The organism is Mesorhizobium sp. M0001, assembly GCF_040324255.1.
Lineage (GTDB): Bacteria > Pseudomonadota > Alphaproteobacteria > Rhizobiales > Rhizobiaceae > Mesorhizobium.
The window spans coordinates 923,948-945,413 of sequence record NZ_JAMYVS010000001.1 but is presented as its reverse complement, the minus strand read 5'-3'; the positions used below and the strand labels follow the sequence as shown (position 1 = coordinate 945,413).

Annotated in this window: 27 protein-coding genes and 1 pseudogene; 15 read left to right on the top strand and 13 right to left on the bottom strand. The window is 62.3% G+C overall.

Translation table 11 applies throughout. The annotated features are described in order from the left end of the window. Window positions 1-63: 63 nt before the first annotated feature. Window positions 64-285, top strand: coding sequence for a hypothetical protein (locus tag NKK50_RS04530; RefSeq protein ID WP_023681532.1), 222 nt, complete (start codon window positions 64-66; stop codon window positions 283-285). 724 nt (window positions 286-1,009) lie between these two features. After that, window positions 1,010-1,198 (top strand): hypothetical protein, encoded by a 189-nt coding sequence (locus NKK50_RS04525; protein ID WP_023688348.1) that lies wholly within the window; start codon window positions 1,010-1,012, stop codon window positions 1,196-1,198. Window positions 1,199-1,477: 279 nt separating this feature from the next. Here NKK50_RS04525 and NKK50_RS04520 read toward each other — a convergent pair whose 3' ends face one another. Then, on the bottom strand, window positions 1,478-2,449 hold the full coding sequence (locus NKK50_RS04520) for an ATP-grasp fold amidoligase family protein (RefSeq protein ID WP_023744830.1): 972 nt from the start codon (window positions 2,447-2,449) through the stop codon (window positions 1,478-1,480). Between the two features lie 89 nt (window positions 2,450-2,538). Then, on the bottom strand, window positions 2,539-3,117 hold the full coding sequence (locus NKK50_RS04515; protein ID WP_023688346.1) for an NUDIX domain-containing protein: 579 nt from the start codon (window positions 3,115-3,117) through the stop codon (window positions 2,539-2,541). A gap of 144 nt (window positions 3,118-3,261) precedes the next feature. On the opposite strand from NKK50_RS04515, the gene NKK50_RS04510 reads away from it, so the two are divergent. The 4 genes from NKK50_RS04510 (at window position 3,262) to NKK50_RS04495 (ending at window position 5,458) form a co-directional block, all read left to right on the top strand. Next, window positions 3,262-4,359 carry an NADH:flavin oxidoreductase/NADH oxidase gene (locus NKK50_RS04510; protein ID WP_023695406.1) on the top strand — a complete coding sequence of 366 codons (1,098 nt, stop codon included), beginning with the start codon at window positions 3,262-3,264 and terminating at the stop codon, window positions 4,357-4,359. Window positions 4,360-4,482: 123 nt separating this feature from the next. After that, window positions 4,483-4,797 carry an SH3 domain-containing protein gene (locus NKK50_RS04505; RefSeq protein WP_023744829.1) on the top strand — a complete coding sequence of 105 codons (315 nt, stop codon included), beginning with the start codon at window positions 4,483-4,485 and terminating at the stop codon, window positions 4,795-4,797. An 84-nt stretch (window positions 4,798-4,881) separates the two neighbouring features. Further along, on the top strand, window positions 4,882-5,160 hold the full coding sequence (locus NKK50_RS04500; protein ID WP_032891817.1) for a DUF982 domain-containing protein: 279 nt from the start codon (window positions 4,882-4,884) through the stop codon (window positions 5,158-5,160). Between the two features lie 58 nt (window positions 5,161-5,218). Continuing rightward, complete coding sequence (locus NKK50_RS04495; RefSeq protein ID WP_023667535.1) at window positions 5,219-5,458, top strand: DUF2188 domain-containing protein; 240 nt, start codon at window positions 5,219-5,221, stop codon at window positions 5,456-5,458. Between the two features lie 114 nt (window positions 5,459-5,572). Here NKK50_RS04495 and NKK50_RS04490 read toward each other — a convergent pair whose 3' ends face one another. Continuing rightward, complete coding sequence (locus NKK50_RS04490; RefSeq protein ID WP_352543137.1) at window positions 5,573-5,845, bottom strand: hypothetical protein; 273 nt, start codon at window positions 5,843-5,845, stop codon at window positions 5,573-5,575. A 65-nt stretch (window positions 5,846-5,910) separates the two neighbouring features. After that, the gene (locus tag NKK50_RS04485; protein WP_050592365.1) at window positions 5,911-6,912 is read right to left on the bottom strand and encodes an alpha/beta fold hydrolase; all 1,002 of its coding nucleotides are present in this window, start codon (window positions 6,910-6,912) and stop codon (window positions 5,911-5,913) included. Window positions 6,913-7,087: 175 nt separating this feature from the next. Here NKK50_RS04485 and NKK50_RS04480 point away from each other — a divergent pair, with 175 nt between their 5' ends. The 7 genes from NKK50_RS04480 to NKK50_RS04450 all read left to right on the top strand — a co-directional run bounded on the left by NKK50_RS04480 (window position 7,088) and on the right by NKK50_RS04450 (window position 11,461). Then, window positions 7,088-7,828: a competence/damage-inducible protein A gene (locus NKK50_RS04480; protein WP_352543136.1), complete on the top strand. Its 741-nt coding sequence runs from the start codon at window positions 7,088-7,090 to the stop codon at window positions 7,826-7,828. A 98-nt stretch (window positions 7,829-7,926) separates the two neighbouring features. Further along, window positions 7,927-8,760, top strand: coding sequence for a universal stress protein (locus tag NKK50_RS04475; protein WP_023735339.1), 834 nt, complete (start codon window positions 7,927-7,929; stop codon window positions 8,758-8,760). An 87-nt stretch (window positions 8,761-8,847) separates the two neighbouring features. After that, window positions 8,848-9,348: a xanthine phosphoribosyltransferase gene (gene gpt / locus NKK50_RS04470; RefSeq protein ID WP_023667540.1), complete on the top strand. Its 501-nt coding sequence runs from the start codon at window positions 8,848-8,850 to the stop codon at window positions 9,346-9,348. 208 nt (window positions 9,349-9,556) lie between these two features. Beyond that, complete coding sequence (locus NKK50_RS04465) at window positions 9,557-10,054, top strand: NUDIX hydrolase (protein ID WP_023667541.1); 498 nt, start codon at window positions 9,557-9,559, stop codon at window positions 10,052-10,054. Window positions 10,055-10,239: 185 nt separating this feature from the next. Continuing rightward, complete coding sequence (locus NKK50_RS04460) at window positions 10,240-10,560, top strand: ArsR/SmtB family transcription factor (protein WP_023681541.1); 321 nt, start codon at window positions 10,240-10,242, stop codon at window positions 10,558-10,560. Next, window positions 10,557-11,021, top strand: coding sequence for an SRPBCC family protein (locus NKK50_RS04455; RefSeq protein WP_352543135.1), 465 nt, complete (start codon window positions 10,557-10,559; stop codon window positions 11,019-11,021). Before NKK50_RS04460 ends, NKK50_RS04455 begins: the two co-directional genes overlap by 4 nt. 26 nt (window positions 11,022-11,047) lie before the next feature. After that, window positions 11,048-11,461 carry a GFA family protein gene (locus tag NKK50_RS04450; RefSeq protein WP_023681543.1) on the top strand — a complete coding sequence of 138 codons (414 nt, stop codon included), beginning with the start codon at window positions 11,048-11,050 and terminating at the stop codon, window positions 11,459-11,461. A 43-nt stretch (window positions 11,462-11,504) separates the two neighbouring features. Here NKK50_RS04450 and NKK50_RS04445 read toward each other — a convergent pair whose 3' ends face one another. The 6 genes from NKK50_RS04445 to NKK50_RS04420 all read right to left on the bottom strand — a co-directional run bounded on the left by NKK50_RS04445 (window position 11,505) and on the right by NKK50_RS04420 (window position 18,558). After that, window positions 11,505-13,310 carry an ABC transporter ATP-binding protein gene (locus NKK50_RS04445; RefSeq protein ID WP_352543134.1) on the bottom strand — a complete coding sequence of 602 codons (1,806 nt, stop codon included), beginning with the start codon at window positions 13,308-13,310 and terminating at the stop codon, window positions 11,505-11,507. 389 nt (window positions 13,311-13,699) lie between these two features. Next, complete coding sequence (locus tag NKK50_RS04440; protein ID WP_023681545.1) at window positions 13,700-14,110, bottom strand: GNAT family N-acetyltransferase; 411 nt, start codon at window positions 14,108-14,110, stop codon at window positions 13,700-13,702. A 70-nt stretch (window positions 14,111-14,180) separates the two neighbouring features. Continuing rightward, a complete protein-coding gene (locus tag NKK50_RS04435) occupies window positions 14,181-15,131 on the bottom strand; it encodes a diacylglycerol kinase catalytic domain-containing protein (protein WP_352543133.1) in 951 nt (316 codons plus the stop codon). A gap of 13 nt (window positions 15,132-15,144) precedes the next feature. Beyond that, a complete protein-coding gene (locus tag NKK50_RS04430) occupies window positions 15,145-16,029 on the bottom strand; it encodes an SPFH domain-containing protein (protein ID WP_352543132.1) in 885 nt (294 codons plus the stop codon). A 34-nt stretch (window positions 16,030-16,063) separates the two neighbouring features. Next, window positions 16,064-17,779, bottom strand: a complete 1,716-nt coding sequence (locus NKK50_RS04425) for an NAD+ synthase (RefSeq protein ID WP_023667549.1) — start codon at window positions 17,777-17,779, stop codon at window positions 16,064-16,066. 62 nt (window positions 17,780-17,841) lie between these two features. Continuing rightward, entirely contained in the window at window positions 17,842-18,558 is a 717-nt protein-coding gene (locus tag NKK50_RS04420; protein ID WP_352543131.1) for a DNA-3-methyladenine glycosylase I, read from the bottom strand. Between the two features lie 91 nt (window positions 18,559-18,649). On the opposite strand from NKK50_RS04420, the pseudogene NKK50_RS04415 reads away from it, so the two are divergent. Both NKK50_RS04415 and NKK50_RS04410 read left to right on the top strand, forming a co-directional pair. Further along, window positions 18,650-19,192 (top strand): annotated as a pseudogene (locus NKK50_RS04415) (DUF1003 domain-containing protein); the annotation flags it as partial. 61 nt (window positions 19,193-19,253) lie between these two features. Beyond that, window positions 19,254-19,643, top strand: coding sequence for a DedA family protein (locus NKK50_RS04410; protein WP_352543130.1), 390 nt, complete (start codon window positions 19,254-19,256; stop codon window positions 19,641-19,643). Window positions 19,644-19,646: 3 nt separating this feature from the next. On the opposite strand, the gene NKK50_RS04405 is transcribed toward NKK50_RS04410, so the two are convergent. From NKK50_RS04405 to NKK50_RS04395, 3 genes are all read right to left on the bottom strand, one after another. Further along, on the bottom strand, window positions 19,647-20,234 hold the full coding sequence (locus NKK50_RS04405; protein ID WP_023667553.1) for a hemerythrin domain-containing protein: 588 nt from the start codon (window positions 20,232-20,234) through the stop codon (window positions 19,647-19,649). Between the two features lie 43 nt (window positions 20,235-20,277). Continuing rightward, entirely contained in the window at window positions 20,278-20,637 is a 360-nt protein-coding gene (locus tag NKK50_RS04400; protein ID WP_023667554.1) for a diacylglycerol kinase, read from the bottom strand. A gap of 75 nt (window positions 20,638-20,712) precedes the next feature. Beyond that, window positions 20,713-21,132, bottom strand: coding sequence for a GFA family protein (locus NKK50_RS04395; RefSeq protein ID WP_023725736.1), 420 nt, complete (start codon window positions 21,130-21,132; stop codon window positions 20,713-20,715). Window positions 21,133-21,466 lie beyond the last annotated feature (334 nt).

Sequence of the window (21,466 nt, the reverse complement as noted above, 5' to 3'; positions counted from 1 at the left end):
TTCAATTAGCTATCGCTAAATTAGTTCCGGAACATTTTAGACGAATTGGATGTTTGAAGGGCTATGAAGATCGAAGCCGACCAATGCCGGGCAGCGCTGACGCTCATCCGGCGCACAATGGAAGAGCACTGTCCTCCTGGCGTGCTGCCGAGCGAAGAGATGGTCAATGGGCTCTATGGTCCGGAACTGATCCATGAGGCGGAAGCCATTGCCGCCGGCATCGTCGCAACCATTGACCAGCTGCAATTGCCCGTGATGAAACCGCCGTCCCCTAGTATCAAATAGAGACCGACACAGGGAAGGTCGCTTGGCCGCGCGATCGTGGGCTCGCAACGACCGGCGAGGCGATGCCGGCCTCACCAAGGGTTACAGCCCCTCGACCAGCAGCGAAGGCGGCTCGCGGCAGTGCAACGCCCGAAGTGTTTCGAGACGACGATGTCCACCGAGCGTAGCCAGCGCGCGTCGTGCTGCACAAGGACCGAGGCAGCGGCACGGCCGCCCGGGTTACTCCAAAGGCGGCTCTTCGCTCTGTGGAGCCAAAACGGTGATATCCATCCTGGCGATTGTCGATGCGGCGCGCCCCTGGGCGCCAGAATCCGTGTCGCCACTTTCTGCCGCCATTGCCTTGGCGCGATGTCCTACGCTGTCTGCGCTTTTGCCTGGCGCAAATCCTTCGCCCGGTTCTGTCTTTGCGGGTTTCGGTCGAGGTTCAGCTGCCTGCCGATGTTGGTTTCCAATCGCCGAGACCATTGATACCTCCCCTTGATGAGGCCGCGACTGTACCTGTCAAGGCTGTAGCGAGGCTGATCACTTAAGTGGTCGGGTTGCGCCCGCTCGTCGTGGCCCTCCGATCACTGGGCTCTCGATGCCTTGGCGCTCGCGGACGTCTGGCCGGGTGGGAAGTTCAAACTCAGCCGCCCTTTGCGGCACCGGCTTCGCCCGACAATTAGGAACGATTTCGCCCGCCATGTGTTACGCAATCATGAATCTCGCGGATCCCGGATCAACAATGGCAACCGATCTTTTCACGATGCAACTCGCTGATGCTCAGCAGCGCATCAAACAGACCGAGTTCGCGCTGGTACTCAGCGAGAAAATGGTGGCTGAGAACCTCGCTTTATCCAGCAGGATACGATCGGCGAGGCGGCGTGTCCTGAAGGCCGGAAGGCCTCTGGCGACAGTCGACTCAACAAGCTGAAAGAGTTCTTCAAATGATCTCGACCCAGTCCGGACGTGGGAGAGCTTGCCGGTAACCTTAGCGGTAATCGGCCGAGTCGCAGCAGGAAGCGCGCTGAAAACTTGCTCGATGAAGACTGCGGCGTCGCTATGAACGCTACGGCTCAGTTGAGGCAGCACTTCGAAATCACGGCTATTGACCTGCTGAGCTATCAGTTTCCCTCGATCTCTAATGGTATGGGTTCTCCGCACCACCCTTCGCTCTTCGAGCTTCGGGTAGCACGCCACCAAGGCAGCCATCTCAAACGTCGAGATAGCCGGCGGCGACGAGCATTGCCTTGTACCGTTTGGCAAATCGGCTGGGCAAACGACTGAGGTAAGCTGACGCGCCAATATCCCAATGCGCGCCCAGTTCGCGGTCGAAGACAGCCGGGTCGAATTGCAGCAAGCCGCTGCGTGGGTAGACCGTGAATTCTCCGAAGATCGGCTCCCCCTCCTCCTCGTAGAAATCGACACGCACCATGTCGAACTCGCTGCCGAGCGCCTCGGCTGCCTCGATCATCCGCGCCAGGCTCTTGGGAGGGGGAATTTCCAGGCTCGAGTCGATCGCGCCCTGGACGATGTTCAGCGGGCGCCAATCGCGATCCAGGTGGGCGGTATTCTTGACCGTGGAACGGAAGGCGACGACGACAATGTAGGCGACGTGGCCAGCCAGCACACAGAATTTGTAGTCGACCGGGTCATAATCCTGGTCCTTGCCGACAAGCGCTTCGACGAAAACCCGCCGCTCTATGTGCGCATAGCTGCGCTCCAGCTTGCGGGCGCCATAGGTTTGGCCAAGGTATTCCGTCATCTCGGCAATGATCGCCTCCCGGTCGGCGTTGGCCGGATCGCGAACGATGACATTCATGGCGCAACCGTGGTTGCATTTGACGGCGTAGGGGATTTTCAGGTCATCGAAAGGGATCTGGCGCGGATCGTCGCCCTGCCACAGCACCTCCGGGATGGCGAGCCCGGGAAGCCGCTCCCTGACGATTTCCTTGGACTTGAGCTTGTCGAGAAGGCCGGTAAAGCGAGGATCGTCATCGAAAATCTTGCGCCAGTGGATCTTTTCCGTGAACGTCACCGGGGCTGCAAAATTCGGCAGATGCCGCATCCGCTCAAGGAAACGCTGGGTCAACCGGCGGTAGCGGACAAGCAGCGCGGCGTTCAGCAAGATGAGAGATGCCCGCGCGCTGTTTCGCTTCAGCCATGCCTTTGCGCCACGCGCCATTCCGGTGTCCTTGCAACCTGCGCAACTTCATCCGCGAAGTGGACGTGCCACCCTGCCCGCAGCAGTGAGGCACGTCGAGCTTCGCCGAGCTAGCCCTTCATCGGGTACAGTTTCAAATGCTGGATCAGGATGATCGTCTTGGCGTCGATGATGCGGCCGTCTGAAATGCCGGCCAGCGCTTCATCAAGCCGCATTTCCAGAACCTCGATGTCCTCGCCCTCGTCGGCCGCGCCGCCGCCGGCCGAGATGCGGTCGGCGGGTGAATAGCGGGCGACGAAGAACCACAGCCGTTCGGTGACGCTGCCCGGGCTCATATAGGGGGAAAACAGCCGCTCGATGTTCTGTAGGCGGTAGCCGAGCTCTTCCTCGGCCTCCTTGAGGATGGCGGTTTCGGGATCGTTTTTGTCGAGCAGGCCGGCGCAGGCCTCGATCAGCGGTTCGCGGTGGCCGGTGACGTAGGCGGGGTAGCGGAACTGCCGCACCAGAAGCACCGTCTGACGCTCGGGATCGAAAGGCAGGATCACCGCGCCGTCGCCACGATCGTAGGTCTGGCGAATCTGCGTCTCCCACTGCCCGTCGCGCCGACGGTAATCGAGAACGGTCTTCTTCAGGACCGCCCAGTCGTCGGACAGGACTTCCTCCGAGCGGATGCGGATACGATCTTCCATGATGAGCTCCAAGCTGTCGGCGCCATGGCGTAACCGCGAACGGTTTTGCGCGCAACCGAAACGGCGAAGCTTTCACCGCCTCGTGTCTGGTGCCGGCAACTGCCATCGCCTAAATAGCTGCAGTCCCTCTCCGGAGTTTTTTTGATGACCGCAGCGCTTTTCCAGCCGATCGCCCTCGATGGCCTGACCTTTCCGAATCGTATCGCGGTGGCGCCGATGTGCCAGTATTCCGCCGAAGACGGCTCGGCCAGCGACTGGCATCTCTATCACTGGATGAACCTGGCGATGTCGGGCGCCGGCATGGTCACCGTCGAGATGACCGACGTCGAACGGCGCGGCCGCATCACCCATGGCTGCCTCGGCCTCTATTCCGACGACAACGAGGCGGCCGCCCGGCGCACGCTGGATGCAGCGAGGCGCGTCGCCGCGCCGGAAACGAAATTCGGTATTCAGCTTGCCCATGCCGGCCGCAAGGCATCCAACCGAAAGCCCTGGGAAGGCGGCGGCCCATTGCAGCCGGGCGAGGATCCCTGGCAGACCGTCTCGGCCTCGGCCATCGCCTATGACACCGGCTGGAATGTGCCGCATGCGCTGGAGGAAGATGAAATCCTGCAGCTTGTCGAGCGCTTCACTCAAGCCGCGAGGCGGGCCGAGCGCGCCGGCTTCGACTTCCTCGAGCTGCACGCCGCGCACGGCTATCTGATCTTCCAGTTCCTGTCGCCGCTTTCCAACCAGCGCACCGACCGCTGGGGCGGCTCGCTGGAAAACCGCATGCGTTTCCTCATCGAGATCGCCAAATCGGTGAGGAAGGCAGTTCCAAACCTGATGCTTGGCGCCCGCCTGTCGGTGAAGGACTGGGTCGATGGCGGCTTCGAGGTCGACGAGGCGATCGAGGTGGCCAAAGCCTTGAAGGCGCTTGATGTTGCCTATATCTGCTGTTCGAGCGGCGGCAATTCGCCGTTGCAGAAGCTGCCGACCGGCGCCGGCTATCAGGTGCATCTGGCCGAAGCGGTGCGCAAGGGCGCCGGCATCCCGACACGGGCTGTCGGCCTGATCGACGATCCCTCGCAGGCAGAGGCGATCGTCGCCGACGGCCGCGCCGACATGGTCGCGCTGGCCCGCGCCTTCCTCGCCGATCCGCGCTGGGGCTGGCGCGCCGCCGCCACCTTCAGCGAGAAAATCCATCCCGCGCCACAGCTCGCCCGCTCGGTGACGACGATGCAGCATTGGACGAAGGGCTGAACAGGCTGCGCCGACGGATGCGCCAAACGCATCTGCTGGACAGATTGCCGCAGCTTCGCTTTAATCCGCCCGCAATATTCCCTGGGGTAGGCCGCCTTGGCGGCCGGGTTGAGAGCAAAGTCCATGGCATCAAGGGCAATCTATCCGGCAGCCGCCGCTCTGGTGGTCGCGCTGTCGTTCGCCGCGTCGTCTCCGGTCGGCGCGCAATATTGCGAAGGCACGGTGCACGGCCTGTCCAGGCACTACGATCTGGATACCGGCAGCGGGTTTCTCGCCGTGCGCGCACGGCCGAACTCGTCGTCGCGCATGATCGGGCAATTGTTCAACGGCGACCACACGGAGATTTTCGACCGCCGGGGCAACTGGTACCAGGTCGAAATCGGCGGACGGACCGGCTGGGCCAACGCCCGCTGGCTGCGCAACGACTGCAGTTACTGAGACCAACGATTGCGGTTGGTGAGACGTTTGGGCGCAGGCTGACGGCCACTTTTGCAACCATATTGGCTGCTTTGCGTTGCGGCCATCATGGATAACAAACCTTTTGAAACCCCGGTCGTGGTCGAACTCGGCCATGTCGGCAAATATCGCCAGATCCGCAGCACCCAGGAAGCGGCGGAGTGTCTGATGACGGTGTGGCCGCTCAATCGCGGCCCGCGCCATCGTGATGCTCTCGACACTTGCCTCAAAGTGCTGGAAGGTTATCGTTCGACGGCCGATGCACGCAGGGCCTTGATCGAAGCGGCCAAGGAATCGGAAGTGCTGGTTCCCGAAGACCGGCTGCCAGACGCCAAATTGCATTGAAGCGCAGATGGCATTGAAAAACGGGCCGCATTGAGCGGACGGCGAACCGGAGGATTTCATGGCGAAGCTGACTTACAAGATCGTCGAGCATGACGGGGGCTGGGCCTACAAGGTCGGTTCGACATTCTCGGAGACATTCCCGACCCACCAGGATGCGCTGCGCGCCGCCGAGATCGCCTCGGCCGAACAGCAGATCGCCGGCGCCACGGACGGCATCCAGTATGAGGATGCCGAAGGCAAGTGGCACGACGAACTGGCCGACGGCCGCGACCGGCCGCAGACTGAAGTTTCCGACTGATCCTTGCCCCTCAGCTTTCGCTGCCGGCCGTGGATGCTCGCCTAAGCAATTCCTAGGGAATTGCGTCAAAACAAACAGGCGGGACATCCTGCCGGTCAGTCGCCCGCGGCTTGATCACTTGCCGCAATATTGATCGTTCACGTTGGGCCTCACATTTCCATAGGGTCCTGACGGGTCGGAGGCGCACGGCCCCGTAGCGCCGCCATAGCCTTGGCTGCCGTCGGCATTGATGCTGCCGGTGGTGCTCTGGTCGACGGTCGATGACTGGTCGTTCCCGAACGGCCACCAGCTGTGATGGTTGGAATACGTGCCGTCCGATGACTGCGCCATCGCCGATGTGGCAAGACCGATCGTCAGCATGGATGCTGCAAAGACTTTCCTGTACATTGAATTACGCCGTATCTGCCGCCTTGGGTGCGACACGGGGTAAAACCGGATATCAGCCGAATGGTTCAGTGAAATTGTTGTGAGGCTGTGGTGAGGTCTTGGCCGGCGAATGTCCGCTCGGCAATGCGCTTGATGAAGGTGATGACGCGGTCCGGCTCGTCGAATTGCGGCATGTGGCCGAGGCCTTCGACCGTCTCGAAATCGAGCCCTTCGATCCTGTCCTTCATCGGCTCCCCATGTGTGCCCATGGCGATGACGCGATCGGCTGTCCCGAAGAAAATGCCGGCCGGCATGGCGATCTCTCCATAGCGCTCTTCGATGCGGCCAAGATCCTCTTCGACCGCCACGAAATCGGTGGAGGTCGCATGGAAATGGCTTGGCCTCAGCCCGAGCCATCCGCCGCCATCGATCATGTAGTCGGCGGGAACGGCCTGCGGCGAGAAGATGAACTCCAGTGTCCGCCGCGCATATCCGAGGCTTGTCGGTATCGCGACGGTGTAGGCCATGATCCAGCGCCAAATCCTCGAACGGATATAGAGCAGTCCCGCTTTCTCGCGGACGCCGGCTTCCAGATGGGTCAGCGGCGCCAGCAAGGCGATGCCGGAAATCGCGTCGGGATGTTCCACGGCCAGGGTCAGCGCGACGGCGCCGCCCAGGGAATGCCCGACCACAAGCGGCCTTTCCAGCGCGAGCGTTTCGATGAAGCGCCTTATGATCTCGGCCTGCTCAGGCAAGCGGCCGGTGGCTCCTTTGGCCCGCACCGAATAACCCGATCCCGGCCGGTCGAGCGCGATCAGCCGGTAACCGGGGCCGAAGCGGTTGAACAGCGTGTGCCGGAACTGATGAAGCTGGGCGCCAAGTCCGTGCACGAACAGGATCGGCCGTCCCTCGCCCGTTTCGATATAATGGACGCGGCTGCCGTCGATCTCGACGAAGTTTCCGCCGGCCGGCACCAGCCTTTCGGCCTTGGCGGCAATCCAGAGCGTTGCCGCGACCAGGCAGGCTACGATGACGAGAGCCAGCACGGACAGGCCGGCAACAAGCCACAGCAGAATTGATACCAGCATGTTTTCACCCGGGAAGCGGATCGGCGCGCACCATCACCCACTGACGAACGCTCGGCAAGGCAGATGGCGGCTTGTGTCGGCATTGCCGCCAGTTCAATGGCGCGCTATCTCAGGCGACCTTCTTTCTGCCTCAGGCGACCTTGTCTGCCAACGGGCCTGTTTGCCGGAGCCTTCCATGCCTGAAATCGTCACTGCCGCCATGCTTGTCATCGGCGACGAGATTCTGTCCGGCCGCACCAAGGATAAAAATATCGGCCACCTCGCCGACATCATGACGGCCATCGGCATCGACCTGAAGGAAGTGCGCATCGTTCCCGACGAGGAGGACGAGATTGTCGCTGCGGTGAATGCCGTACGCGCCCGCTACACCTATGTCTTTACTACCGGTGGCATCGGCCCGACGCATGACGACATCACCGCCGATTCCGTTTCCAAGGCTTTTGGGGTGCCGTGCGAATACGACGCCAAGGCCTATGCCATGCTGGGCGAGAGCTATGCCGCGCGCGGCATCGAATACACCGAGGCCCGCAAGCGCATGTCGCGCATGCCGCGCGGCGCCGACCATATCGACAATCCGGTCTCCGTCGCGCCCGGCTTTCGCATCGGCAACGTCCATGTCATGGCCGGCGTACCGGCGATTTTCCAGGCCATGCTCGACAATGTCGTGCCGACGCTGAAGGCCGGCACCAAGATGCTGTCGGCCACCGTCCATTGCCCGTTCGGCGAAGGCCTGATCGGTGGTCCCCTGGGCGATATCCAGAAGGCGCATCCCGACACCATCATCGGCTCGTATCCGAAATATGGCGACGGCAAGTTCTGGACGGAGCTGGTCGTCCGCGCCCGCAGCCAGGAGGCGCTGGATTCGGCACGCAAGGACGTCGAGGCGATGGTGGCCGGCTTCACCGCCGCCAATTGACCCTGGGTTCGCGGCCCATCGCCGGGCCGGAACCAAGCACCGCACTCCCACGTTTTCCCTCGGGCGCAGCACGCGCCGGCAGATTTGAGGGATTTCGCATGCGCTTCAAGACCATCGTCGCCATATTGCAGAACGAACAGGACGCCGAACGCGTGCTCGACTGCGCCATCCCGCTTGCCGACCGGTTCGAGAGCCATCTCATCGGCATCCATGCCGAAGCGCTGCCCGTTCCCTACACCTCGGCAACCGGCTTCCCCGACACCGAGTTCCTGCAGGTCTCCGCCGACATGAACCGCGAGCGCGCCGAGAAATTGCAGGCGCTTTTCGTTCGGCAGATCGAGAATTCCGGCCTTTCCTTCGAATGGCGCAGCCTCGAGAGCTTTTCCGGCGACAGCGCGCTGACGGGTATTTCCAGCGTGCGCGCCGCCGATCTGATTATTGCCGCGCAGCGCGAGACCGGAGGCGACCAGAGCGCCGATGTCGACACGCTGGTTTACGATGCCGGCCGGCCGGTGCTGGTGGTGCCGCATGAGGGGCCGTTGGTCACCACATTCAAACATGTGCTGCTGGCCTGGAACGGCAGCAAGGAGGCGGCGCGTGCCGCCTTCGACGCGCTGCCCTTCATCATCGAGGCCGAGAAAACCGACATTCTGGTCATCGATCCGCCGGATACGCTGGATGACAACCCGGAAGCCGCCGGCGCCGAGATCGCCGCGGCACTCTCCAGGCATGGCGCAACGGTCAGCGTGTCGGTGCAAAAATCGGGTAATGCTTCGGTCGATGACGTCATCCAGACCCGGATCGCCGAGACCGGAGCCGACCTTCTGGTGCTCGGCGCCTACAGCCATTCCTGGCTGCGTCAGCTTTTGTTCGGCGGCGTCACGCGCACCGTGTTGCGCAGCGTGCCGGTTGCGGCCTTTTTGTCGCGGTAACTCCACAGACTGGCCCCGCCCTTGCCAATGCCCTGACTTTCCAGTTAATTCCGCGCGCATTCCACAATGGTGCGCGCGGAGTGCAGAATGTCCCTTCCCGAAAAAGCCTTTCCGGTCTCCTGGGACCAGTTCCACCGCGATGCCCGGGCGCTCGCCTGGCGGCTTGCCGGCGCCAACAAGGGACAGTGGAAGGCCATCGTCTGCATCACCCGTGGCGGCCTGGTTCCCGCCGCCATCATCTCGCGCGAACTCGGAATACGCGTCATCGAGACGGTCTGCGTCGCCTCTTATCACGACTACACCAGCCAGGGGCAGTTGCAGGTGCTGAAGGAGATCACCCCGGCGCTGCTCGCCGATGATGGCGCGGGCGTGCTGATCATCGACGACCTCACCGACACCGGCAAGACGGCAGGCATCGTGCGCGCCATGATGCCCAAGGCGCATTTCGCCACCGTCTACGCCAAGCCGAAAGGCAGGCCGCTGGTCGACACCTTTATCACCGAAGTCAGTCAGGACACCTGGATCTACTTTCCCTGGGACATGGGTTTTACCTACCAGAAGCCGATCGCCGACGATCACGCAGGCTGATTCGCGCCAGCCCCATTTCTGCCCAGACGGCCAAACCCGCCCCGTTTGCTATGAAAACAGGCACTGGAAGGGACAATATTCTGTCGAATCGACAGCTGTTGGCGGAGTTTGACGGGTCGGTGTGAGGTTTTTTACTTTTAAGACTTACACTTGTCGGTAAGATTCATACGGCGGCTAACGATTCTGAGGGCTGGGGTAGCTTTCACTGATGCTGACGACACCGGCGACACACGACCATCTGGCTGAAAGGGTCCGCAAGCTCTTCGGCACTTCGCCTTGTCGCCTGCAGGTTGCCGCTTTGCCATGGCGCAATAACGAAGACGGCGTCGAGATCATGCTGATCACCAGCCGAGACACCGGGCGTTGGGTGCTGCCGAAGGGCTGGCCCGAGGCCAGGGAGCCGCTCTGCGAGGCAGCGGCGCGCGAGGCGGGCGAGGAAGCCGGATTGCGTGGCAAGATTTCGCTTTTCGAGGCCGGTCGTTACTTCTACGCCAAGGCCCTCGCGTCCGGCGAGGAAGTCCCTTGCGAAGTGCTGGTGTTTCCGCTGCAGGTCGAGCACGTTGCCGACCGCTGGAAGGAAAAGCGCGCGCGCACCCGCAAATGGGTCAATGGGGCCGAGGCCGTACGCATGGTCAACGAGCCGGACCTCTGCCAGATCATCGCCCATTTCTGCGCCGATCCCGACAAGTTCGTCGTTAGAGCCTAGCTCACAGCCACCGCTGCATAGTCCTGCGCGCCCGCACCGGTTCTTGCCCCGATTCCGGGCTCGGTGCTTCGCTCCGCGCGCCAGCAATCCGACACTATAAATCCCTCCCCTTCAGGCCAAGCTTAGCTACAGCTTGACATGCAGGCATTTACCTGCATATTGTGTCTTCAAGATGAGTGAGACCGATGGACGCCGACAAGGTTTTCAAAGCGCTGGGCGACCCGACCCGCAGAATGCTGCTCGATCTTCTGTGTGAGAAGAACGGCCAGACGCTCGGCGAGCTTTGCGAAAATCTCGACATGGCGAGGCAATCCGCCACGCAGCACATCGATCTGCTGGAAGCGGCCAATCTGATCAGCACGGTCAAGCGTGGCCGCGAGAAGCTGCATTTCATCAACCCCGTGCCGCTGCACGAAGTCTACGAGCGGTGGGTGCGAAAATTCGAACGGCAGCGGCTGAGCCTGCTGCACGACCTGAAACAAGAACTCGAAGGAGACGACCAATGACCCGGGAAACCACCAGTTTTGTCTACGTGACCTACATCAGATCGACGCCACAAAAGGTGTTCGAAGCCATCACCAGGCCCGATATCGCCAAGCGCTACTGGGGCCACGAAAACGTCTCCGACTGGAAGCCCGGCTCGAAATGGGAACACATCCGCGCCAATGACGAACGGACCGTCGAACTCGTTGGCAAGGTCGTCGAAATCTCGCCGCCGACCCGCCTGGTCATGAGCTGGGCCAACGCCTCGCAGGCCGACGATCCCACCAAGCACAGCCGGGTGACGTTCGCCATCGAGGAATACGACACCATGGTCAAGCTGACCGTCAGCCATGACGAGCTCGAAGCCGGCAGCGGCATGGCCAAGGGCATCAGCCAGGGCTGGCCGGCCGTGCTGTCCAGCATGAAATCCTTCCTCGAAACCGGCACAGGCATCCACCTGTTCGCCAAGCCGAAATCGGCCTGAAGCAATCTGACAGCGGGAGAACGACAATGACCAGGCACTATACCGGCGGCTGCGCCTGCGGCGCGATCCGCTATGAGGCCAGCGGCGAGCCGATCTTTCAGAACCACTGCCAATGCCTCGATTGCCAGAAGCGCAGCGGTACTGGCCATTGTTCCTATGTGACCTTCGGCCGGCGCGCTGACGTAAAGATCACCGGCGAGCCGAGCACATGGCGGATGATCGCCGACAGCGGCAATGAAAAAGCCCAGGCCTTTTGCCCGACCTGCGGCACGCCGGTCTACGTAACGTTCGTCGCCATGCCGGAGGTGACGGCGATCCAGGCCACGAGCCTCGACGATCCCGGCCAGTTCGACCCGCAGGCGGTCACCTACACCGTGCGCGGCCACGTCTGGGACACGATCGACCCAGCGCTTCAGCCATTCGAGCGAATGCCTGGATGAACCAGGCAGAGCCCTATCCCTCGGATAGGGCTCTGCGTTCAGCTCAGATCACCAGGCCCTTGGTCAGTTCCAGCGCCTGCCGCTCGAACAGGCGGCGGTAGATGCCGCCCTTCAGCCGGATCAGCTCGTCATGCGAGCCTTCCTCGACGATCTTGCCACGGTCGAACACGAGCAGCCTGTCCAGCGCCCGCACCGTCGACAGACGGTGCGCGATGACCAGCGTCGTGCGGCCAACCATCAGCCGCTCCATCGCCTGCTGGATCAGCACTTCCGATTCCGAATCGAGGCTCGATGTCGCCTCGTCCAGGATCAGGATGCGCGCATCCGCCAGGAAGGCGCGCGCGATCGCCACCCGCTGGCGCTCGCCGCCCGACAGTTTCACGCCCCGTTCACCGACCAGCGTGCCGTAGCCCTTCGGCAGGCCGGTGATGAAGTCGTGCGCGCTGGCGAGCTTGGCGGCATGCTCGATCTCGGCCTGCGTGGCGTCCGGTCGGGCATAGGCGATGTTTTCCGCCAGCGAGCGGTGGAACAGGATGGGCTCCTGCTGGACGATGGCAATCTGCGCGCGCAGCGACGCCTGTGCAACCTGCGAGATGTCTTGGCCATCGATAAGGATCCTGCCGCCGCTGACATCATAGAGACGCTGGATCAGCTTCACGAAGGTCGTCTTGCCCGAGCCGGAATGACCGACCAGTCCGACCCGCTCGCCCGCCGCTATCTCCACCGAAAAGTCGCGGTAGAGCGGCAGGCGATGGCTGCCATAGTGGAAGGTGACGTTATCGAAGGCGATGTGGCCATGCGTGATCCGGATCGGCTTGGCGCCGGGCCGGTCCTCGATGCCGAGCGGTTGCGACTGGAAATCGACCAGTTCCTCCATGTCGTTGACCGAACGCTGCAAATTGCGGATATGCGTGCCGATGTCCCTGAGGTAGCCCTGCAGCACGAAGAACGAGGTCAGCACGAAGGCGACATCGCCCGCACTTGCCTGGCCCCAGGCCCACAGCATCAGCGACAGGCCGATTACTGCCGTCCGCAGCACCAGCAACATGGCGCCTTGCGTCGTGCCGTTGATGGTGCCGCGCACCCAGGTGCGGCTGGTCCGCGCGCGCCATTTGGCGACGACCTTGGCAAGACGCGTCTCCTCGCGCGTCTCGGCACCGAAACCCTTGACCACGGCATTGCAGCTCACCGCATCGGCAAGCGAGCCGCCAAGCCGCGTATCCCAGCTGTTGGCGAGCCGTGCCGCGGGCGCGACATAGCCGAGCGACAGCAGCGCCGTCACCGTGATGAACAGCAGCGAGCCGACTGCCACGACCAGCCCCATCAGTGGCCAGAACCAGCCGAGCAGCAACGTCGAGCCGACCAGCATGGCGACCGACGGCAACAACGCAATCAGGATGGTGTCATTGAGCAGGTCGAGAGCCCACATGCAGCGCGTGACCTTGCGCACCGTCGATCCGGCAAAGCTATTGGCGTGCCAGTCGGTTGAGAAGCGTTGCACGCGATGGAACGCGTCGGCGGCGATGTCGGCCATCATCTTCAGCGTCAGCTCGACAATGCCCATGAAAGCCAGGTTGCGCAGCACCACGCCGGTCATCGCCAAAGCGATGAGCGCGAAGAACGCCGCCATTGCCGCATTCCACGCGACATCGTCAGCCAACGCACTGCTGGCGACGGCGTCGACCAGCCGGCCGGAATAGAGCGGCGTCAACACGTCCGCTATGGTCGACAGCAGGAAGCTGCCCATGATCAGCGAAAGCCGCCACGGCTGGCGCCGCCAGTGGCTGAGCGTGAAGCCAAGAACGCTGCGAAAGGCGCTTGCACGCAGATCGATTCGAAAACGAGCCATGATGTCATCCGGGCGCAAATCTGCCCGGTCCCGGTAAGGTCTGAAAATTGAAAACCGCGCTGGGCAATTCGCCCGGGGCTGCGGAGGTTCGGCATGGGTGGCGGCGCGCCCCGGGTTGTCGGGTGGCGACCGGCATCGGCAGAAGCCTGTACTCGACCCGGCATCGGTGCGAAGGGCAAACCTTCGCCGGACGCCAGGTGAGACCTAGGCTTCGCGGCCTCGCATTACCATGTGAAATACTGCCATTCAGACCTCCCGCAAGACACTTGCGGAGCGGTCCTTATAGAGACGCCATGAAGGATCGCCAAGGCCGGGCACGTGGCAAAGCGTAACTGGTCCAACCAGTGAGGTTATTTTGCAACAACAGCGGGTCAACCCCTCGCTATGCCTCATTCCGGGTTGCGATCGAGGCGCATGTAGCGGCCGTCGGTCGATGCCTTGAAGCCCAGCTTCTCATAAAGGCCATGCGCGTCACTGGTCGACAGGCTCCAGTGCGAGACCGTGTTGAGTTCAGGGTGGTTGATGAGCGCCCGCACCAGTTGCGTGCCAATGCCTTGGCCGCGATGCTGCGGCCAGATGATGATGTCGGCGAGATAGGCAAACACCGTACGGTCGGTGATGGCCCGGCCAAAACCGACTTGGTTCCTATCGATATAGGCCGCGGTGCAGAACGAGTTGCCAAAGGCGCGGCGATGAAAGTCATCGCTGCGGCCGGCGCCCCAATAACTCGCCATCAACAGATCGGAGGTCGCCCGGAAATCGATCCGTGACATGTCGAAGCTGATTTCACAGTCGGGCATGGTGCCTCGCAAAGAATGGAGGGCGGCCGAATTCAGTCCGGCCGGTGATTTGGCTGCCCACGTGGCGCGCTTATGGCACCACGAGATAGGCCTTCTGGTCGGCGATCGCGATGGTCACGTGGGTGCCGGAATTGAACTCGACGAAATCGAGCTCCATCCCGTCGCTGAAGATGACGCCGCCCCTGCTCTGCCGCGAAGAAACCACCAGCGGCCGGTCGCGGGTGATGACGCCATGCACAAGCGACACGCCGGTCGTGTTGCTCGGAAACGGTTCGCGCACCGAAAAGAACAGCTGTTCGGCTTCGCGGTCATAGCCTTGCGGCGGCACGGTCGGCACGGAGTTGTCACCATAGGCCGCGGCCAGTCCCGCGGCGCCCGCCATCACCGAGCGCAGCCAGCCGGTAGAGCCGGCGCCCGTGGAGATGATAATGCCGCTCGACGACTGGCGCTCGGTCCTGCCGCCATAGGTCAATTCGTAGCGCGCCGAGACATGCGTCGAGGCGCCAACGAACAGATCGTTGAAGGCGATCAGCCGGCGTCCGTCATTGGAGCGCGCTTCGGCCATCACCACCGCCTGGCGCTTCGCCTTGCCGGCGATCGTCAGGCCGAGGACCTTTTCGGTATCGTCGGCATTCCACGGCAGCAACACGCCGTCGAAAAGCGCCGGGTCCGGGTTGATGCCGATCAGCGGCTGGTACGGGAGGTACTTCGCGGTGTTGGACACCAGCCCGTCCTGACCGAGCGCGATCACCGCGTCGGAGCCGAATTCGAACTGCGGTACCAGTTCGCGGTCGAGCCGCAACTGTTTGAGGCCTTGGGGAAGCGAACCCATCACCCGGTCGAGCGCCTGGTGATAGACGTCATGCGCCGCCTTGACCGGGTCGAAATCCATGCCGGCCTGCCGGAGATAAAAGCGCGCCTGTCCCTGCGTGTTGAAGCGCGTCGTCAGCTCCTCCAGCTCGCTCTTGCGGGTGACGACGATCACCCGGTCGATCGGCCTGCCGCTCTGGTCGCTTGCCACCCGTGCTTGCCTTTCAGGACCCGGCTTTCGGCGTGGAAAGCTGGCTGAGCGCGCTGGTGAGCATGTCAGGCGTGATCGACAGATTGCCGACCGAACCGCCCTTTTCCGCCCAGGCCTTGAAGGCCATCGCCGTCAGCACGTGGGCGGGCGCCGACGAATAGACGGTCAGTTCCAGCTGCTGCGCCTTGGCTTCCGCCTCGGCAAGCGTCAGCTTGTTGCGCGCTTCGGTGTCGACCAGCAGCTTGTTGCGTTCGGCAAGCTCGATTTCGGTCGCCAGTTCGCTCTTCTTGATCTCGCGCTCCTTCTCCACGCCCCAGGCACGGCGCCCATAGATCGCGGCATCGGCCTGGCGCTGCAGCGCCTCGCGATATTCGGTCTGGAGCGCCTTGCGGATCTCCGGCGTCGGCTGGACCGAGGTGATGTGGACCTCCTCGATCGACAGGCCGGCGGTTGCCGCAATCGGATCGTTGCGCAGGAGTTCGGCGAGATTGCCGCCGAGCTTGGTCACCTCGGCCAGCGCCTGCTCCAGCGTCATGCTCGAAACCACCGCGCGGGCGCGGCTCTGTATCGCCAGCACCAGGCGCTCGGCGATCTTCTCCCGGCCGTCGCCGACGACGTCGGCACGGCTGAGCTTGGCGCTGAAATCAAAACCTTCGGCTGCCTTGAGTGGATCGATGATGCGGTAGCTGACCGACCCCTGGATTGCCAGATCCTGGAAATTCGCCGTCGTCTCGGTGAAGATGAAGGGGTTATCGAGCGACGTCACCGGCACCATCGCTATCGTGGTGCCGAACGTGCCGTACCAGAAGGAGATGCCGCGCCCCTGCTCCCTGATCTTGCCGTTCTTGAAGCGCAGGATGTGATACTCAGGCGTTCCCTTGAAATAGCTGATAAACATGCGCCCCCCAAGGTTCATCAATTTAATCAGATGTTTAGCCGCGATCCCTGAAACGGTTGGTGATGGGATAGCGGCGGTCGCGTCCAAAATTCTTACGGGTGATCTTCACACCCGGCGCCGCTTGCCGGCGTTTGTACTCGGCAATGTAGAGCAAATGTTCGACGCGCGTCACCGTCGCCCGATCGTGGCCGCGCGCGACGATGTCGTCGACGCCCATTTCGTTCTCGACCAGGCATTCCAGAATGTCGTCCAGCACCGGATAGGGCGGCAGCGAATCCTGGTCGGTCTGGTTCTCGCGCAATTCCGCCGACGGCGCCTTGTCGATGATATTCCTGGGGATCACCTCGCCTGAGGGACCGAGCGCGCCCGGCGGCACATGGCTGTTGCGCCAGCGCGACAGCGCATAGACCTGCATCTTGTAGAGGTCTTTTATCGGGTTGAAGCCGCCATTCATGTCGCCATAAAGCGTGGCGTAGCCCACCGACATCTCGCTCTTGTTGCCCGTGGTGACGACCATCGAGCCGAACTTGTTGGAAATCGCCATCAGGATCGTGCCGCGCGCGCGGCTCTGTAGATTCTCTTCGGTGATGCCTTCCTTGGTGCCTTCAAAAAGCTGCGCCAGCGTGTGTAGGAAACCCTCGACCGGTTCGAAGATCGGCACGATGTCATAGCGGCAGCCAAGCGCACGGGCGCAATCCTCGGCATCCTTCAGCGAATCCTCCGAGGTATAGCGGTAGGGCATCATCACCGCCCGCAGCCGCTCCTCGCCGAGCGCATCGACGGCCAATGCCGCGCAGATCGCCGAATCGATGCCGCCGGAGAGACCCAGCACGACGTTCTTGAAGCCGTTCTTGTTGACGTAGTCGCGCAGGCCCAGCATGCAGGCACGGTAGTCCGCCTCTTCGCGCTCGGGGATTTTCGACATCGGCCCTTCCGAGCAGACCCAGCCGCCAGAGTTATCTGCATTTTGCGCGCCTGCGGCGACACGGCTGCGCTTCCAGGTGGTGACATCGACAGTTTCCTCGAACTGGCTCATCTGGAAGGCGAGCGTCTTGTCGGCGCCGATGGCAAAAGAGGCGCCGTCGAAGATCAGCTCATCCTGGCCGCCAATCTGATTGGCATAGATCATCGGCAAACCGGTCTCGATGACCTGGCGGATAACGACCTGATGGCGCACGTCCATCTTGGCGCGGTAGTAGGGCGAGCCGTTCGGCACTAGCAGGATTTCCGCGCCGCTCTCGGCCAGGGTTTCACAGATGCCAACGTCGCCCCAGATGTCCTCGCAGATCGGAATTCCGATGCGCACACCACGGAAGTTGACGGGTCCCTGAGCCTCGGGCCCGGCCTGGAAGACGCGCTTCTCGTCGAACTCGCCATAGTTTGGCAAATCGAGCTTGTAGCGCTCGGCGAGGATCTTGCCGCCATCGGCGACGATGATCGAATTATGGGTGCCGCTCTTGCGCTTCAGCGGCGTGCCGATGATGACGCCCGGCCCGCCATCGGAGGTATCCGCGGCGAAATCCTGAGCGGCCTTCTCGCAAACCTTGAGGAAGGCCGGCTTCAGCACCAGATCCTCCGGCGGATAACCGGCAAGGAAAAGCTCGGTGTAGAGCACGATGTCGGCGCCCTGGCGGGCGGCATCCGCCCTCGCCTCGCGCGCCTTGGCAAGATTGCCGGCGACATCGCCGACCGTCGGGTTGAGCTGGGCAACGGCGATGCGCAGAATATCGGGTGCGGTCTTCTGGGTCATCTGTGCGGTTTAGCGCGGCAAATTTGCCCGAGCAATGGCGTTCGTTTGGACCAATTCGGTGATCAGTCGTCGCCCATATATTCGCGCAGCGATTGCGGCGAATGGTTCTCTCCGATCGACATCGCCAGAATGCGCGAAATGTGCCGGCGCGGCAGGCCGGTTTCCTGCGCCCATTTGTTGATCTGCGCCTGAATCCTGTCGGGATCCCCCTTCGACGTCGGACTTTCCGCGATGTCGAGGCCGGCGTCACGCAAAGCCGCGACCATATCGGCCGAGATGACGAAGGCGTCCCATTGCAGCCAGCGCAGGAAATACTGGCCGGTGTTGCCGCCAAGCCGGCTGCCATGCTTGCCGAGATACGCCATCAGCCCGACCTGGTCGTCGTCAGGCCACTCCGCGAGGAATTTGCCGAAACCGCCATGTTCCTTCGACACACGCTCAACGAAGGCGGCGTTGTCGCGGACGGATTTGATCTTCTGCGGGTTGCGCACAATGCGTTGATCAGCCGTCAGGTCGTGCCAGAAGTCATCAGGTTGAAACAACAGCCGTTTCGGGTCGAAATGGAGAAAGGCTTCCTCGAAGCCCGGCCATTTCTGTTCGATGACGCGCCAGACGAAGCCGGCGGCAAACACCCGCTCGGCCATCGTCGACAGGATGCGATCGTCCGTAATGTCGGCAACGGCAGCATTGTCAGGCGCCGGCCCGAGCAGCGAGGTCAGCACCGCGTCGCCGCCTTTGCGTTTTGCAGCACGGGCGCGAATCTTCGCGAAATCGGGCATCCTGCATCCTCGCGCCGCGCTTTTGACGAAACGCCATCTTCCTATATGCAAACGAGGCTGCCAAGCCGACGCTTTTCCTATGGAGACATCCATGCACAAAACCGTGCCAGAACTGGCCAACCGCTGGCTGAAGCGAACGCCGGAGGGCCTCAGCGAGCTCGAGCGGCGGGTGTTGCAGAGCACTGTCGACCGCAAGCCCATCTCGCAGGATATCAACGACAGCCTCACCGGCCTTCAGGGCGCCGGCGACCGGATCGCCGATGCCATTGCCCGCATCGGCGGCTCGTGGACGTTCATCCTGTCCTTCATTGCTTTCCTGGTGCTGTGGATCGGCGCCAATTGGTGGCTGCTCGGGCGAGACTCGTTCGACCCCTACCCCTTCATCTTCCTCAACCTGGTGCTGTCGATGATCGCCGCCCTGCAGGCGCCGGTGATCATGATGTCGCAGAACCGACAGGCCGCGCGCGACCGCATCGACGCCGCGCATGACTATGAGGTCAACCTCAAGGCCGAGATCGAGATCATGGCTCTGCATGAAAAGCTGGACGAACTGCGCCACAGCCAGATCATCGGCGTGCGCGAGGACATCGCGCGCCTGGCCGAACAGGTGAACCGCATAGACGAAAAACTGTCGGGCCGGCATCGGCGACACGTTTTTCTTCATTCTCGGCCGCAGCTTTGCCGACCATCCCAGGGTGCTGAAACTGAAGGCGAGGCCCGGCTTCAACCACGCCTACCGTCTCGTCTCGTCCCATCCCAACATATTCGTCCTGTCCAACCGCTACATCTATGGCCTGCGCCTGGTCGGCGGCATCGCGGCCGGTTTCGCCAGCATTTCGGTAGCGCGCTTCGTTATCCTCAACGCGGTGTCGTCGCTGGTCTGGGCGGCTTTGTTCTGCGGCATCGGCTACGTCTTCGGCCTCGGCGCCGAGCAGATGATAGGCAAGGCACTGCTCCATCACGAACGGCTGCTGATCGCGCTTGCCATAGGTCTGGGTGTCGCCATCCTTGCCTGGCTCATCGCCCGCACCGTCGCCGGCAAGGAGCGCGCCAAGGACGCCCGCGACAGCGAAACCATATCGTAAGGTTCAGTCGTCGTCCTCGACCAGAGCCCGGTCGCCGCGATCGAGGATCAGCGGGATGATGAGATCTTCCTCGTCGGCCAGATGCCGCTTCAGCATGGCGATCAGCCGGCTGTTCTCGTCCGCATAGGCGTCGGCGGCGAAGCGTTGCCTGTCCTCGCTCTCCTCGAGCGTGCGGATGAAGGCGTTCGCCGTCTCGGCGTTGCGCTCCAACCCCTCATGAATGGTGTGATGGTCGGCATCGAGGATTTCGAAGCCGCGCTTCAGGCGCGGCTCCGCCTTGGCGAAAGCCGGGAAATATTGGTAGTCCTCGACATTGTGGTGGCCGTCGAGATTGCCGAGAAAGTGGTTCAGCCGCGGCGCGAACCAGCGCGCGAAATCCGGCGCCGTCAGCCTGCCTTCGCGATAGTCGCCAATGCCGTTGGTGAGCATGCCGCCCAGCTCTCGGAACATGTCGTGCCGCTGCAGCCACATGTTTGCCATGCCGTGGATGTTGGCGTGGCCCTGCCATGTCTCGCGCGGATATTTTTCCGCCAGCCAGCGCAGGTCTTCCGGCAGGCCGGCTCTTTCAAGCAGCAGAAAATTGGCTTCCACGACGTCAGTCTCCTTTGGTGACTAACATATGGGAGCGTTCAGATCAGATCGGTAGTCCCGTGATGCGCTCGATGAGGGCGATTCCCCAGACGCCGGCGACGATAACAACCGAAATCAGCACCGCCAGCGAGCCGCAGTCCTTGGCGAGCTGGATGTCGACGTTGAACTCGCGACTGAAGGCATCGCAGGCTGCCTCGATGCCGGTGTTCAGCACTTCGACCATGATGAGCAGCAGCACCGCGCCGATCAACAGCGCGTAGCCGCGCCACGAGACCGAGACGAACCAGCCGAGCGGCAGCGCCAGCACCAGCAGCATCAGTTCCTGCTGAAATGCCCTTTCGCTGGCGGCGAGCTTGCGAAAGGCTCGCACAGAATTGAAGTAAGCACCGATCAGCCGCTGCATGCCGCATCCCCTTCGAATCACCGGCAGGGGATATCGCAATGGCTGGATCAAGGGAATAAGGCAGCCGCCGCAAAATCACTCCTCCGCAACCTTGATCGTCGGCGTCGACTTCTCGAACTGCGGCAGTCCATCGTCGATCGTATAGTAATCGCCCTTGTCGCCGACAAAGATGTGGCATTGGCCTTCGAGCCCGGTCGGGTTGTCGAACGATCCGGCCAGAACTGAGACATACGCATTCTGACCCGGCTTCCAGAACAGCACCGAGCCGCAGATCTTGCAAAAGCCGCGCTTGGCAAAGGAAGACGATTCGTACCAGCTGATGTTGTCGGCGCCGGTTATCGTGATGTCGCCGTCGGCGACGTTGGTCGCGGCGTAAAAATGCCCGCTCTGCTTGCGGCACTGCGAACAGTGGCAATAAATGACGCCGCGCAACGGCCCTCGCGTCTGGAAACGCACGGCTCCACACAGGCAAGATCCGCTGTGGTTGTTGCTCATCCCTACCTCCACCAGCCATCGTCCACGGCTTCGCCGCTGGCCGAGAGGATTTCAGTTTTGCCGCAGCCGGGCACCGGCAAATGCGACATGGGGTGGGCGTGTTCGGACCTGACCTCAGGATCTTTGCAAACCATTTCTGCAGCCTGCGGTAGAACGGACGCGTTACCTGGCGGCACATTAAGGAAACTTTAGCGCCGGCGCATCTATGGTCGTTGCCAAGCGAATGTCGCGATTGGGGACGTGTCTTTCGCAGGATGATCCGAAATACGGCTGGCACTCTCCGGTCGGCGGCATCTCGCACGGTCTGCGATGGTTCCCAGAGGCAGAGTGAACA

Excerpts from the sequence above, each read along its gene's own strand:
- NKK50_RS04450 (WP_023681543.1), top strand. The coding sequence starts at position 11,048 with ATGACCAGGCACTATACCGGCGGCTGCGCCTGCGGCGCGATCCGCTAT.
- NKK50_RS04465 (WP_023667541.1), top strand. The coding sequence starts at position 9,557 with ATGCTGACGACACCGGCGACACACGACCATCTGGCTGAAAGGGTCCGC.
- NKK50_RS04440 (WP_023681545.1), bottom strand. The coding sequence starts at position 14,110 with ATGCCCGACTGTGAAATCAGCTTCGACATGTCACGGATCGATTTCCGG.
- NKK50_RS04445 (WP_352543134.1), bottom strand. The coding sequence starts at position 13,310 with ATGGCTCGTTTTCGAATCGATCTGCGTGCAAGCGCCTTTCGCAGCGTT.
- NKK50_RS04485 (WP_050592365.1), bottom strand. The coding sequence starts at position 6,912 with ATGCTGGTATCAATTCTGCTGTGGCTTGTTGCCGGCCTGTCCGTGCTG.
- NKK50_RS04395 (WP_023725736.1), bottom strand. The coding sequence starts at position 21,132 with ATGAGCAACAACCACAGCGGATCTTGCCTGTGTGGAGCCGTGCGTTTC.
- NKK50_RS04475 (WP_023735339.1), top strand. The coding sequence starts at position 7,927 with ATGCGCTTCAAGACCATCGTCGCCATATTGCAGAACGAACAGGACGCC.
- NKK50_RS04480 (WP_352543136.1), top strand. The coding sequence starts at position 7,088 with ATGCCTGAAATCGTCACTGCCGCCATGCTTGTCATCGGCGACGAGATT.
- NKK50_RS04400 (WP_023667554.1), bottom strand. The coding sequence starts at position 20,637 with ATGCAGCGGCTGATCGGTGCTTACTTCAATTCTGTGCGAGCCTTTCGC.
- NKK50_RS04425 (WP_023667549.1), bottom strand. The coding sequence starts at position 17,779 with ATGACCCAGAAGACCGCACCCGATATTCTGCGCATCGCCGTTGCCCAG.
- NKK50_RS04505 (WP_023744829.1), top strand. The coding sequence starts at position 4,483 with ATGGCATCAAGGGCAATCTATCCGGCAGCCGCCGCTCTGGTGGTCGCG.
- NKK50_RS04430 (WP_352543132.1), bottom strand. The coding sequence starts at position 16,029 with ATGTTTATCAGCTATTTCAAGGGAACGCCTGAGTATCACATCCTGCGC.
- NKK50_RS04510 (WP_023695406.1), top strand. The coding sequence starts at position 3,262 with ATGACCGCAGCGCTTTTCCAGCCGATCGCCCTCGATGGCCTGACCTTT.
- NKK50_RS04520 (WP_023744830.1), bottom strand. The coding sequence starts at position 2,449 with ATGGCGCGTGGCGCAAAGGCATGGCTGAAGCGAAACAGCGCGCGGGCA.
- NKK50_RS04460 (WP_023681541.1), top strand. The coding sequence starts at position 10,240 with ATGGACGCCGACAAGGTTTTCAAAGCGCTGGGCGACCCGACCCGCAGA.
- NKK50_RS04420 (WP_352543131.1), bottom strand. The coding sequence starts at position 18,558 with ATGCCCGATTTCGCGAAGATTCGCGCCCGTGCTGCAAAACGCAAAGGC.
- gpt (WP_023667540.1), top strand. The coding sequence starts at position 8,848 with ATGTCCCTTCCCGAAAAAGCCTTTCCGGTCTCCTGGGACCAGTTCCAC.
- NKK50_RS04530 (WP_023681532.1), top strand. The coding sequence starts at position 64 with ATGAAGATCGAAGCCGACCAATGCCGGGCAGCGCTGACGCTCATCCGG.
- NKK50_RS04455 (WP_352543135.1), top strand. The coding sequence starts at position 10,557 with ATGACCCGGGAAACCACCAGTTTTGTCTACGTGACCTACATCAGATCG.
- NKK50_RS04495 (WP_023667535.1), top strand. The coding sequence starts at position 5,219 with ATGGCGAAGCTGACTTACAAGATCGTCGAGCATGACGGGGGCTGGGCC.
- NKK50_RS04515 (WP_023688346.1), bottom strand. The coding sequence starts at position 3,117 with ATGGAAGATCGTATCCGCATCCGCTCGGAGGAAGTCCTGTCCGACGAC.
- NKK50_RS04490 (WP_352543137.1), bottom strand. The coding sequence starts at position 5,845 with ATGTACAGGAAAGTCTTTGCAGCATCCATGCTGACGATCGGTCTTGCC.
- NKK50_RS04525 (WP_023688348.1), top strand. The coding sequence starts at position 1,010 with ATGGCAACCGATCTTTTCACGATGCAACTCGCTGATGCTCAGCAGCGC.